The 12,521-nt window shown below is 67.4% G+C and carries 13 protein-coding genes and 2 tRNA genes; 5 read left to right on the forward strand and 10 right to left on the reverse strand.

Going from position 1 to position 12,521, the window contains the following annotated elements; genetic code table 11:
• Nucleotides 1–6: 6 nt before the first annotated feature.
• From AC1Z3W_RS23830 to fdxA, 5 genes are all read right to left on the reverse strand, one after another.
• The gene (locus AC1Z3W_RS23830) at nt 7–909 is read right to left on the reverse strand and encodes an AraC family transcriptional regulator (protein WP_057928073.1); all 903 of its coding nucleotides are present in this window, start codon (nt 907–909) and stop codon (nt 7–9) included.
• A gap of 60 nt (nt 910–969) precedes the next feature.
• The gene (locus AC1Z3W_RS23835; RefSeq protein ID WP_057928072.1) at nt 970–1,455 is read right to left on the reverse strand and encodes a CreA family protein; all 486 of its coding nucleotides are present in this window, start codon (nt 1,453–1,455) and stop codon (nt 970–972) included.
• Nucleotides 1,456–1,562: 107 nt separating this feature from the next.
• Nucleotides 1,563–1,638: transfer RNA gene (locus tag AC1Z3W_RS23840), tRNA-Asn, on the reverse strand.
• A 71-nt stretch (nt 1,639–1,709) separates the two neighbouring features.
• Nucleotides 1,710–1,785, reverse strand: a tRNA-Asn gene (locus AC1Z3W_RS23845).
• 104 nt (nt 1,786–1,889) lie between these two features.
• A complete protein-coding gene (gene fdxA / locus AC1Z3W_RS23850) occupies nt 1,890–2,213 on the reverse strand; it encodes a ferredoxin FdxA (RefSeq protein WP_006753067.1) in 324 nt (107 codons plus the stop codon).
• 283 nt (nt 2,214–2,496) lie between these two features.
• On the opposite strand from fdxA, the gene pncB reads away from it, so the two are divergent.
• From pncB to AC1Z3W_RS23875, 5 genes are all read left to right on the forward strand, one after another.
• A complete protein-coding gene (gene pncB / locus AC1Z3W_RS23855; protein ID WP_124834867.1) occupies nt 2,497–3,696 on the forward strand; it encodes a nicotinate phosphoribosyltransferase in 1,200 nt (399 codons plus the stop codon).
• 86 nt (nt 3,697–3,782) lie between these two features.
• Entirely contained in the window at nt 3,783–4,445 is a 663-nt protein-coding gene (locus AC1Z3W_RS23860; protein ID WP_057928070.1) for a LutC/YkgG family protein, read from the forward strand.
• Nucleotides 4,446–4,495: 50 nt separating this feature from the next.
• On the forward strand, nt 4,496–5,926 hold the full coding sequence (locus AC1Z3W_RS23865; RefSeq protein WP_057928069.1) for a sodium:proton antiporter: 1,431 nt from the start codon (nt 4,496–4,498) through the stop codon (nt 5,924–5,926).
• Nucleotides 5,927–6,007: 81 nt separating this feature from the next.
• A complete protein-coding gene (locus AC1Z3W_RS23870) occupies nt 6,008–6,997 on the forward strand; it encodes a 2-hydroxyacid dehydrogenase (RefSeq protein ID WP_057928140.1) in 990 nt (329 codons plus the stop codon).
• On the forward strand, nt 6,994–8,472 hold the full coding sequence (locus AC1Z3W_RS23875; RefSeq protein WP_057928068.1) for a DNA recombination protein RmuC: 1,479 nt from the start codon (nt 6,994–6,996) through the stop codon (nt 8,470–8,472). Before AC1Z3W_RS23870 ends, AC1Z3W_RS23875 begins: the two co-directional genes overlap by 4 nt.
• 94 nt (nt 8,473–8,566) lie before the next feature.
• On the opposite strand, the gene AC1Z3W_RS23880 is transcribed toward AC1Z3W_RS23875, so the two are convergent.
• The 5 genes from AC1Z3W_RS23880 to moaA all read right to left on the reverse strand — a co-directional run bounded on the left by AC1Z3W_RS23880 (nt 8,567) and on the right by moaA (nt 12,521).
• Complete coding sequence (locus tag AC1Z3W_RS23880; protein WP_057928067.1) at nt 8,567–9,052, reverse strand: GNAT family N-acetyltransferase; 486 nt, start codon at nt 9,050–9,052, stop codon at nt 8,567–8,569.
• Nucleotides 9,049–9,324 (reverse strand): hypothetical protein, encoded by a 276-nt coding sequence (locus AC1Z3W_RS23885; protein ID WP_006476519.1) that lies wholly within the window; start codon nt 9,322–9,324, stop codon nt 9,049–9,051. The genes AC1Z3W_RS23880 and AC1Z3W_RS23885 overlap by 4 nt, the downstream gene beginning before the upstream one ends.
• 37 nt (nt 9,325–9,361) lie before the next feature.
• A complete protein-coding gene (moeA, locus tag AC1Z3W_RS23890) occupies nt 9,362–10,657 on the reverse strand; it encodes a molybdopterin molybdotransferase MoeA (protein WP_483508564.1) in 1,296 nt (431 codons plus the stop codon).
• Nucleotides 10,658–10,762: 105 nt separating this feature from the next.
• Nucleotides 10,763–11,380: a molybdenum cofactor guanylyltransferase MobA gene (gene mobA / locus AC1Z3W_RS23895; RefSeq protein ID WP_124834865.1), complete on the reverse strand. Its 618-nt coding sequence runs from the start codon at nt 11,378–11,380 to the stop codon at nt 10,763–10,765.
• Between the two features lie 28 nt (nt 11,381–11,408).
• Nucleotides 11,409–12,521 (reverse strand): GTP 3',8-cyclase MoaA, encoded by a 1,113-nt coding sequence (gene moaA, locus AC1Z3W_RS23900; RefSeq protein WP_057928064.1) that lies wholly within the window; start codon nt 12,519–12,521, stop codon nt 11,409–11,411.

Genomic DNA, 12,521 nt, shown 5'->3' on the forward strand with positions numbered 1-12,521 from the left:
TGCGCGTCAGCGCGCCTGCCAGCGTCCAGGCGGCACGCCGAACATCCGTTTGAAATGCCGTGTGAAGTGGCTCTGGTCGACGAAGCCGCTGGCCGCGGCGACATCGGCAATCGACGCGCCCGCGCGCAACGGCGCAAGCGCACGCTGCAGTCGCAGCTGGTTGCGCCACGCATGCGGCGGCATCCCGGTCGTGCGGGTGAACAGGCGTGCTGCGTGAAACGGCGACAGGCCGGCGGCCTGAGCGACGTCGTCCAGCGTGACCGTACATGTGAGATCGGCGGCAAGCCGTTCGCGCATCGCATCGACGCGCGGCTCGTCGGCCGCGAGCGCTGCGGGCCGCAGCCGCGCGTCGGCATGGCGCGCGATGAGTGTCGACAGCGCATCGAGCATCGCCGTTTCGGCGGCGAGCGGATCGTAGATGCGCGGGGCTCCGGCCGCCGGTACGTCGTCGGCCGGCTGGCCAGACAGGTGACCAGCCGGTATGCGTTCGCTGCCGGCCTCCATCATCCGGTGGGCCAGCGCGAGCCGTGTCGCGAGATCGGTGTCTCGGATCACGTCGGACGGGAACCACGGCGCATCCTGCGGTCGCCCGGCGATCGCGGTGGCGAGTGCGCGAATGTAGTCGACCGGCACGTAGCTCACGCGATAGCACCAGCCTTCGTCGGTCGCGCGCGAGCCCGTATGCACTTCGCCGGGATTGATCACGGGCACGGTACCCGTTTCGGCGACATGGCCGCTGCCGCGACAGGTGTAGCGCTCCGCCCCCTCGAGGATCACGGGAATCGTGTATGCGTCGTGCCAGTGCGGCGCGAACGTATGGTCGCGATAGGTGGCCGTGAGCAGATCCGCATCCGGCAGCAGCGGTGTGCGCCAGTAGCGTGCGGAGTCGGGAAGACGGGTGGCGGACATGGTCGGACGCTAAGCGGTCGAATCGACAGTGTAGCGCTCGCGCGCCCGGCAGGCGCGGGCTTACTTGACCGGAATCGTCGTGCCAGCCGGCATCGGCACCGCGGTGACGGCGTTCTTCGGGCTGCCGCTGACGATGCGGTCGCTGTAGGTCAGGTAGACGAGCGTGTTGCGCTTCTTGTCGACCACGCGCACGACGTGCAGCGTCTTGAAGATGAACGACATCCGCTCGCTGAACACGTCGGTCTGCTGCTTGAGCGGCTCCTTGAAGCTGAGCGGACCGACTTGCCGGCACGCGATCGACGCTTCGCTCGGATCCTCGGCGACGCCGAGCGTGCCCTTGATCCCGCCAGTGCGCGCCCGCGACACATAGCAGGTGACGCCCGTCACGAGCGGATCGTCGTACGCTTCGACGACCACGCGGTCGGAGCCCGTCACGCGGAAATGGGTGTTGACGCTGCCGACTTCCTCCGCGTGCGCGAGTGGTGCGACGGCAAAGGTGGAGAGCAGCAGGGCGAACGGCGCGGCGGAAAGGAGGCGATGCTTCATCGACGGAACCGGATGCGAATGCGGGACAGAGACTCTAGCATGCGTGGCGGTGGCCGACAGGCGCCGGAAAAACAAAAGGCCCGTCGAATGACGGGCCTTTCGCTGTTTGGCTCCCCGACCTGGGCTCGAACCAGGGACCTACGGATTAACAGTCCGGCGCTCTACCGACTGAGCTATCGGGGAATAAATCGGTACATCTGCTTGTTCGGTTGCCAACAAAAAACCCGTCCACTTTCAACGGGCCTTTGCTTTTTTGGCTCCCCGACCTGGGCTCGAACCAGGGACCTACGGATTAACAGTCCGGCGCTCTACCGACTGAGCTATCGGGGAACAAACAACAACAGCAGAGAAACGAGATTGTATGGAGTGTTCGCTAACCTGTCAATACTTTTGAGCGGCGGTGCACAAAATATTTTTGCGGTGCCGCTGCGCGATCAGCGCTCGAGCAGGTGCAGCTTTTCCTGCACGTCCTTCCACTCGTCCGCGTCGGCCGGTGCCGGCTTGGTCTTCGTGATCGACGGCCAGTTCTTCGCCAGTTCGGCGTTCAGCTCGGTGAACTGCTGCTGGTCGCCCGGAACGTCTTCTTCGGCATAGATCGCATTGGTCGGGCACTCGGCGACGCACACGGCGCAGTCGATGCACTCGTCCGGATCGATGGCGAGAAAGTTGGGACCTTCACGGAAGCAATCCACCGGGCACACATCCACGCAATCCGTGTATTTGCACTTGATGCAGCCTTCGGTCACAACGTGAGTCATTAAAGCGCTCCTGCTTGGCGGTATATATGGGGTGGCGTTTGCGCCAAAAGCGGCATTGTAACTGAAGCGCAAAACCCGCATGGCATGGTCGGCTATCCGGCTTATATCGTTTCGTGATTAGTTTATGGGGCCGACGGCGGATGCCGCGCATGCGGCGCTGCCGGCACGGCCCGGGCAGGGGAGGTTTCACGATGGTCGGGCCCGCATTCGGGTAACATGGCCAACAGACCGGGCGGCGCGCGGTGCGCCGGGGCCCTGTCACGATATTGGCGGTGCCGTAATCATGATCATCACTTCGCTGCTCGACACGGATCTCTACAAGTTCACGATGATGCAGGTCGTCCTGCATCACTTTCCTGCCGCAAACGTCGAGTACCGATTCCGGTGCCGCACGCCGGGCGTCGATCTCGTGCCGTACATCGACGAGATTCGCGACGAGGTGCGCGGCCTGTGTTCGCTGCGCTTCACCGACATCGAACTCGACTACCTGCGGCGCATGCGCTTCATCAAGAGCGATTTCGTCGACTTCCTCGCGCTGTTCCACCTGAACGAGAAGTACATCTCGATCACCCCTTCGCCGAAGGGCAACGGCGAGATCGACATCGTGATCGAGGGACCGTGGCTGCACACGATCCTGTTCGAGATCCCGGTGCTCGCGATCGTCAATGAAGTCTATTTCCGCAACACGCAGCGCGAGCCCGACTATCGCGAAGGCCGCGTGCGGCTGCGCGAGAAGATCAAGCTGCTCGGCGCGAAGCCCGAGTTCGCCGACTGCAAGATCGCCGACTACGGCACGCGCCGGCGCTTCTCGAAGGTGTGGCACGAGGAGGTCGCGTTGACGCTGCGCGACGGGCTCGGGCCGCAGTTCGCGGGCACGAGCAACGTGTTCTACGCGATGAAGCACGACCTGACGCCGCTCGGCACGATGGCACACGAATACCTGCAGGCCTGCCAGGCGCTCGGCCCGCGGCTGCGCGATTCGCAGACCTACGGTTTCGAGATGTGGGCGAAGGAGTATCGCGGCGACCTCGGGATCGCGCTGTCGGACGTCTACGGGATGGATGCGTTCCTGAACGACTTCGACATGTACTTCTGCAAGCTGTTCGACGGCGCGCGCCATGATTCGGGCGATCCGTTCGAGTGGGGCGAGCGCATGCTGCGCCACTACGAGGCGAACCGCTGCGATCCGCGCACCAAGGTGCTCGTGTTCTCGGATGCGCTCGACATCCCGAAGGTCATGCAGTTGTACGAACGGTTTCGAAACCGCTGCAAGCTTGCGTTCGGCGTCGGTACCAACCTCACGAACGACCTCGGCTACGTGCCGCTGCAGATCGTGATCAAGATGGTTCGCTGCAACGGACAGCCGGTTGCGAAGCTGTCGGATTCGCCAGGCAAGAGCATGTGCGACGACAGGGCGTATCTCGCATACCTGCGCCAGGTGTTCGGCATCGCGCAGCCGGTCGACGACGACGCGGCGCAGTAGGCGTCGGCCGTCCGGCCAGGTGCGTCGCGGCGAGGGCGGCCGGTATAATCCGACGGTATCGCACGCCAACGTCACGAGGACCGTTCATGGACACTTCCGCTGCCCGTCGCCAGATCCTCGCACGCATTCGCGCGGCGCAAGGGCGCGCGCCCGAACCCGATGCGGCGGAGCGCGACGAAGTCGCCGACTATCTCGGCCGCCATCCCGAGGGGCCGCGCCCGCCGATGCCGGCCGACCTCGTCGCCGCGTTCGTCGATGAAGCTGCACGTCTGTCGACGACGGTCGACGAAGTCGCGACGCTGGCCGACGCGCCCGCTGCTGCTGCCCGCTATCTTTCCGCTCACGGCCTGCCGATGCAGGCCGTCGCATGGCGCACGCTGGCCGAGCTCGACTGGGTCGGCGCAGGCCTGTCGGTCGAATGCCGCAAGCCGCGCGACGGCGATCTCGTCGGCCTGACCGGCTGCTTCTGCGCGACCGCCGAAACGGGTTCGCTGGTGCTGCTGTCCGGCCCCGACACCTATGCATCGGCCGGGCTGCTGCCGGAGACTCACATCGCGATCGTGCCGGCCTCGCGGATCGTCGCGGGCCATGAAGACGCATTCGCGCTGATTCGCGCGGAGCGCGGCGAATTGCCGCGCGCGGTCAATTTCGTGTCGGGCCCGTCGCGCACGGGCGATATCGAGCAGACCATCGTGCTGGGCGCACACGGCCCGTACCGCGTTCATGCGATCGTCGTGCGGGGCGCATGACGCGCGCCGGCTTCATCCTCACTCGACTCACTCGCACAAGGAAGTGCTGCATGAAACGACATGCCGCCTGGGCGGGCATGGCGTCGGGAGCCGCGCTTGGCGCCGTTCCCGCACTCGCATCGGCCGCCACGCTCGACGGTGCCACGCTGTCCGCACTCTGGGGCATCCCGTTCGCCGGGATCCTGCTGTCCATCGCGGTGTTCCCGCTCGTCGCCCCGGTGTTCTGGCATCACCACTTCGGCAAGATCGCCGCGGCGTGGGCGATCGCGTTCCTGGTTCCGTTCGCGCTCGCGTTCGGCGCGGGCACGGCGTTCGGCACGCTCGTGCACGCGTTGCTCGAGGAGTACATCCCGTTCATCGTGCTGTTGACCGCGCTCTATACGGTCGCCGGCGGTATTTGCGTGAACGGCAACCTTCACGGCACGCCGAAGCTGAACACGGCGATCCTTGCGCTCGGCACGCTGCTCGCGAGCGTGATGGGCACGACGGGCGCCGCGATGCTGCTGATCCGGCCGCTGCTGCGCGCGAACGACAACCGCAAGCATGTCGTGCACGTCGTGATCTTCTTCATCTTCCTCGTCGCGAACGCGGGCGGCTCGCTGTCGCCGCTCGGCGATCCGCCGCTGTTCCTCGGCTTCCTGAACGGCGTGAGCTTCTTCTGGACGACCACGCATCTCGCGCTGCCGATGCTGTTCATCTGCGCGGTGCTGCTGATGCTGTTCTTCGTGCTCGACACGTATTTCTACCGGAAGGGCGGCGAGGAGCGGCCGGCCGCGCTCGACCCGACACCCGACGATGCCGCGTTGTCGATCGACGGCAAGGTCAACTTCGTGCTGCTCGCGGCCGTGATCGGCCTCGTGCTGATGAGCGGCATCTGGAAGCCGGGCATCACGTTCGACGTATGGGGCACGCACGTCGCGCTGCAGAATCTCGTGCGCGACGTCGCGCTCGTCGTCGTGGCACTCGCGTCGCTCGCGCTGACGCCGCGCTCGGCGCGCGAAGGCAATGCGTTCAACTGGGCGCCGATCGAGGAGGTCGCGAAGCTGTTCGCCGGGATCTTCGTGACGATCGCGCCGGTGATCGTGATCCTGCGCGCGGGTGCGGACGGCGCGTTCGCGCAGATCGTCCATCTCGTCACGGGGCCCGACGGCAAGCCGATCGACGCGATGTACTTCTGGGCGACCGGTCTGCTGTCGTCGTTCCTCGACAACGCGCCGACCTACCTCGTGTTCTTCAACCTCGCAGGCGGCGACGCGCAATCGCTGATGACGACGGGCGCGACGACGCTCGCCGCGATTTCGGCGGGTGCGGTGTTCATGGGCGCGAACAGCTATATCGGCAATGCGCCGAACTTCATGGTGAAGGCGATCGCGGAGTCGCGCGGCGTGAAGATGCCGAGCTTCTTCGCGTATCTCGGCTGGGCGTTCGTGATACTGGTGCCGGTATTCCTGCTGACGTCGTGGATCTTCTTCACGGCGTAGGCTGACGATTTTCAACCAAGCGTGGACGGTTCCGGCGGCGCACGACGCGTCGCGTTCCGGCCGCGGCATGCGGAGATGGCGATGCAGAAGATCCTGGTCGCACGTCCGATTTTTCCGGACGTGATCGAACGGCTCGAGCAGTATTTCGAAGTCGACTGGAACAACGGCGACGCGCTCGCCCCCGATGCGCTCGCCGCGCGTCTCGCCGACAAGGACGGCGCGCTGACGGCGGGCGACCCGGTCGGCGCGGCCGAGCTGGCGGCAGCACCGCGCCTGCGCGTCGTATCGAACATGGCGGTCGGCTACAACAACTTCGACATGGCCGCGTTCAACGCGGCGAACGTGCTCGGCACCAACACGCCCGACGTACTGAACGAGTCGACCGCGGATTTCGGCTGGGCGCTGATGATGGCCGCCGCGCGCCGGATCGCAGAATCCGAGCACTGGCTGCGCGCGGGGCACTGGCAGAAGTGGACGTACGACGGATTCCTCGGCAGCGACATTTACGGTTCGACGCTCGGCGTCATCGGAATGGGGCGCATCGGCCAGGCACTCGCACGCCGCGCGCGCGGCTTCGGGATGCAGGTGATCTATCACAACCGGTCGCGGGTCGCGCCCGAGATCGAGGCCGAGTTGAGTGCCGAGTACGTGGCGAAGGATGTGCTGCTGGCGCGCGCCGATCACGTCGTGCTCGTGCTGCCGTACACGAAGGAGAACCATCACACGATCGGCGCGACCGAGCTCGCGAAGATGAAGCCGACTGCGACGCTGACCAACATCGCGCGTGGCGGCATCGTCGACGACGCGGCGCTGGCCGCCGCGCTGCGCAGCGGGACGATCGCCGCGGCCGGCCTCGACGTGTACGAAGGCGAGCCGAGCGTCCATCCGGCACTGCTCGAGGTGCCGAACGTCGTGCTGACACCGCACATCGCGAGTGCGACCGAGAAGACGCGCCGTGCGATGGCGAACCTCGCAGCCGACAACCTGATCGCCGCACTGGGCGTCGGGCCGCGCGCGGGGCAGCCGCCGAACCCGATCAACCCTGACGTGATCGGGAAGCCGCGCGCATGACGACGATGGTGTTGCTGGCGGCGGTCGTCGTGCTGGCCGTCGCGCTCGCGTTGGCGATCGTCGCGATCGTGCGCGGCGGCGGCCGCCACGACGATGCGGCCGTGCTCGGCGACCAGATCGAGGACGCTGCTCACGCGCAGGCGCTCGCGGTCGAGCGGCTCGAACGCGAGTTGCGCGGTGAGATCGTCGAGAACGCGCGCGGCTCGCGCACCGAGCTGGCCGGCAGTTTCTCGCAGCTTCAGCAGACGCTCGCGACGCAGCTGACGAGCATCGCGACCGTGCAGAACAACCAGATCGAAGGTTTCGCGCAACAGCTCGGCAAGCTCGTCGCCGGCAACGCGCAGCAGTTCGACGCGATGCGCGAGAGCGTGCAGCGCCAGGCGCAGCAGGCGCGTGAAGAGCAGACGGTCGCACTGCGGCTGTTCGGCGACACGCTGAACCGACAGCTCACGCAACTGACCGAGGCCAACGATCGCCGGATCGGCGAAGTGCGTGCGACGCTCGAGCAGCGGCTGAAGGAAATCGAGACGAACAACGCGGCGAAGCTCGAGGAGATGCGCCGCACCGTCGACGAGAAGCTGCATGCGACGCTCGAACAGCGGCTCGGCGAATCGTTCAAGCTCGTGTCGGACCGGCTCGAGCAGGTGCATCGCGGGCTCGGCGAGATGCAGACGCTCGCGGCCGGCGTCGGCGACCTGAAGAAGGTGCTGACCAACGTGAAGACGCGCGGCACTTGGGGCGAGGTGCAGCTAGAGGCCTTGCTCGAGCAGATGCTCACGCCCGACCAGTACGCGAAGAACGTCGCGACGGTGCCGAAGAGCAGCGAACGCGTCGAGTTCGCAATCCGGCTGCCGGGGCGCGACGCCGGCACGCGTGACGCACCGCCGGTGTGGCTGCCGATCGACGCGAAATTTCCGCGCGAGGACTACGAGCGGCTGATCGATGCGCAGGAACGTGCCGATTCGGTGGCGGTGGAGGACGCGGCCCGTGCGCTCGAAACGCGCGTGCGGATGGAAGCGAGGACGATCGCCGAGAAGTACGTTGCACCGCCGCATACGACCGATTTCGCGCTGCTGTTCCTGCCGACCGAGGGGCTCTATGCGGAGATCCTGCGTCGTCCGGGGCTGACCGACCTGCTGCAGCGCGACTATCGCGTGACGGTGGCAGGGCCGACGACCTTGACCGCATTGCTGAACAGCTTGCAGATGGGCTTCCGCACGCTTGCGATCGAGCAGCGCTCGAGCGAAGTGTGGCAGGTGCTCGGTGCGGTGAAGACCGAATTCGGCAAGTTTGGCGATGTGCTCGCGCGCACGAAGGCGCAACTCGAAACGGTCACGCGCTCGATCGAGGCAGCCGAGCAGCGCACCCGCGTGATGAACCGCAAGCTGAAGCAGGTCGAGGCGTTGCCGGGCGATACGGCGGCCGGGTTGCTGGGCGCGGAAGCCGCGGACGGCGCCGATGCGGACGATGCATGACGCATGGCGTGTGCAGCCGCAACCGGCTGGAACGAAGAACGGGCGCCGCGGCGCCCGTTTTTTCGAAGCGGCGACCGGTGTGGCCGGCCCGCGTTCAGCGTGCGGCGAGCGCGTCCAGCGCGTCGCCGGTGACGCGCACGATTCGCCAGTCCGGCAGCACGGTCGCGCCCATCTTCTCGTAGAAATCGATTGCCGGCTGGTTCCAGTCGAGCACCGACCATTCGAAGCGCCCGCAGCGGCGTTCGACGGCGAGTGCCGCGAGGTGCTGCAGCATCGCGGTGCCGAGCCCCGTGCCGCGCTGCGACGGCTGCACGTACAGATCCTCGAGATACAGGCCGCGACGGCCGAGGAACGTCGAATAGTTGTGGAAGAACAGCGCATACGCGACGATCGCGCCGTCGCGCTCGGCCACAAGCGCTTCGGCGGCGGGGCGTTCGCCGAACAGTGCGTCGGCCAGATCGGCTTCGCTCGCGACGAACAGGTGCGTGAGTTTCTCGAACTCGGCCAGCTCGCGCATCAGTGCGAGGATCGCGCCGACGTCGTGCGCTTCGGCCGCACGGATCAGCGGCGTGCCGCTCACGCTTCCTCCGGCGGATCGGACAGCACGATCTCGATGCCGCCGAAGCGTGACGCGACCCAGTTGTACGCGTGGCAGGCGATCCACAGCAGCACGAAACCGAGGATCGCGTTCAGCAGCAGCGCGCTCAGGATCGTGCTCAGTTCGACCATCCCGTAGCGGATGTACGCGACCAGGATGCCGAGCAGCACGATCGGCACGCTGAACGTCAGGTAGACGAGGATCAGCGCCTTCGCGGTCTGCCCCGCGGCGATCGACGAGATTTGTTTCTTCATGTGCGGATTGCCCCCGTAGAGATATACCGATTGGAATTCAGATCAGGCCGTCGAGCGGCAGGATGTCGACCGGGGCGCCCGCGTCGACTGCCGCGGAATCGTGGCCCAGGACGATGAAACAGTTGGCGGCCGCGAGACCGCTCAGCGATGCGGAACTCTGCGAACCTGCCGGCGCGACATGCCACTGGCCGTCGGCGGCGCGCGTCGCGACGGCGCGCAGGTATTCGGTGCGCCCCGGACGCTTTTTCAGGGTCTGTGTGCTGAGCGCCGTGTACGTCGCCGGCGGCGGCGTGTGCGCGCCGGCCAGTGTCAGCAGCGCGGGGCGCACGATCGCGTAGAACGTCACGGCGGACGCGACCGGATTGCCGGGCAGCCCGAAGAACAGCACCTGGCCGGCATCGTCGCCCGCGCGCGCGAGCGTGCCGCATGCGAGCGGCCGGCCCGGCCGCAGTGCGAGGCTTGCGAAGGTCACGTCGCCGAGCCGTGCCATCACGTCGCGCGTGAAATCGGCTTCGCCGACCGACACGCCGCCCGACGTGATCACTGCGTCGGCCCGTGCGGCGGCGGCATCGCGCAGCGCGCGTTCGAGCGCGGCCGGATCGTCGCGGACGATCCCCAGATCGAGCGCGTCGATATGCAGCCTTTCGAGCATCGCGATCAGCATTCCGCGATTGCTGTCGTACAGCGTGCCGCGGCCGAGCGGCTCGCCGGGCTCGCGCAGTTCGTCGCCGGTCGAGAACACGGCGACGCGCACGCGGCGGCGCACCGTGATTTCGCGCAACCCGAACGATGCGAGCAGGCCGAGATCGGACGGGCGCAGGATGCGGCCGGAGGCGAGCGCGCACGCGCCGCGCGCGAGATCCTCGCCGGCCCGGCGGCAGTTCGCGCCGCGCGCGACGTCGTGCGCGGCGAAGCGGATGATGTCGCCGTCGACGCGCACGTGCTCCTGCGGAATGACCGTGTCACATCCAGCCGGTATCGGCGCGCCGGTCATGATGCGGATGCACGCGCCGGGCACCACCGTGCCATCGAATGGATGGCCGGCGAACGCCGCGCCGGCGACCGTCAGCGTGATGTCGGCGGCCGATGCAGGTGCGCCAGCGCTGCCGTCGAACGCGTAGCCGTCCATCGCCGAATTGTCGTACGCGGGAATGTCGAACGGCGCGTTCACGTCGGCTGCGAGCACGCGGTCGAGCGCGTCATGCAGCGGCACCGTGTCGTACCCGTCGACCGGCACCGCGAACCGGCACGCGAGCGCTTGCGCATCGGCGAGCGACAGCGGGGCATCGGAATCGGGGGCGGTTCGGGAAGCGGGTGAGGATTGGGTGATCATCAGTCGGACTGCGCCGCAAGGCGTATCGGGTTCGTGGCCGGCGGCGCGCGGAGGGCGCCTGAGCGCGGAGGCGCATGCGGCGGGCGGGAACGGATGCCGGTGCCGTCAGCGGCGGGCAAGCGCGGCGAGTTCCTGCCAGGAGTTGGCATTGTAAAACGCACGCTCGTCGCGAAACTCGACTTCGACCGTCTTGTGGCGTGCGTACCACGCACGGACCTTGCGCTCGCCGGTCGCGAGTCCTGCGGCGAGATCGTCGGCGAGCGATGTGCGCAGCAGCGCGAAGGTTGGCTGCGGCGAACGCGCGTGCTGCGTGTCGACGGTAACTGCCATCGCGATGTCGGCCTGCTGCGCGTCAAGCGCCGCGTGCAGCCGCGCGACGAGATCGGCCGGCAAATAGGGCGTATCGCACGGCGAGCACGCGACGAGCGGTGCGCGCGCTGCCCGCATGCCGGCAAGCAGGCCCGCGAGCGGGCCGGGGAAATCGGGTGTTTCGTCCGGCACGATGCGCGCGCCGAACGGCGCACCGAGCTCGGCGTAGCGATCGGCGTTCCGATTCGCGCTGATCAGCGTCTCGTCGACCTGCGGCGAGAGCCGGCGCAGCACGTGCAGCGCGAGCGGCGTGCCGTCGAGCAGCTGCAGGCCCTTGTCGGCGCCGTCCATGCGCGTGGCACGTCCGCCCGCGAGCAGCAGGCCGGTGACGGAAGGCGAGGCGGAAGCGGACATTGCGGGAAGTCGGGGCGGGCGGCGCGCGTCAGCCGCCGATGTACGACATTTCGACGCGCTTGCCGGCGCCGTCGGGCGCGGCGTCGGCGGCCGCGCTGCCGCGCAGTTGCGAATAGCGGTCGGTACGGGCCTGCCAGATCCGGGCGATCGCGGTCGCGATTTCGGCGTCGGTGGCGCCGCCACGTACCAGCGCGCGCAGGTCATGGCCTGTGGATGCGAACAGGCACAGGTACAGCTTGCCTTCGGTCGACAGCCGCGCGCGCGTGCAGTCGCCGCAGAATGCCTGCGTGACGCTCGAGATCACGCCGATCTCGCCGCTGCCGTCCGCGTAGCCCCAGCGCTGCGCGGTTTCCGCCGCCGTGTGCGGCTCGAGCGGCACGAGCGGGAACTGTTCGGCGATCCGCGCGACGACGTCCGCGGACGGCAGCACTTCGGTCATGTTCCAGCCGTTCGACGTACCGACGTCCATGTATTCGATGAAGCGCAGGATCACGCCGGTGCTGCGGAAGCGCTCGGCCATCGGCAGGATCTCGCCGTCGTTGGTGCCGCGCTTCACGACCATGTTGACCTTGACCGGGGCGAGGCCCGCGGCCTGCGCGGCGAAGATGCCGTCGAGCACGTCCGCGCTCGCGAAATCGGCGTCGTTCATGCGCTTGAACAGCGTGTCGTCGAGCGCGTCGAGGCTGACCGTCACGCGCGTGAGGCCGGCGTCCTTCAGCGCACGCGCCTTGCGCGCGAGCAGCGAGCCGTTGGTGGTCAGCGTCAGGTCGAGCGGGCGGCCGTCGTGAGTCGTCAGGCGCGCGAGGCGCTCGATCAGGAATTCGAGGTTCTTGCGCAGCAGCGGCTCGCCGCCCGTGATCCGGATCTTTTCTACGCCGTGCGCGACGAACAGCCGCGCCACGCGCTCGATCTCTTCGTGCGTGAGCAGGGCGCTGTGCGGCAGGAACGGGTAGTCCTTGTCGAATACGTCCCGCGGCATGCAGTACACGCAGCGGAAGTTGCAGCGGTCCGTCACCGAGATGCGCAGGTCGCGCAGCGGCCTGGCGAACGTGTCGGCCAGGGCACCGTCAGGGGTATGCGCGACGCCGGAGATATCCGGCATCCCGCTGACGTCGGCGAGAGGAATGATGCGTCGGGACAT

The sequence above is a fragment of the Burkholderia sp. 10_S31 genome, assembly GCF_056930375.1.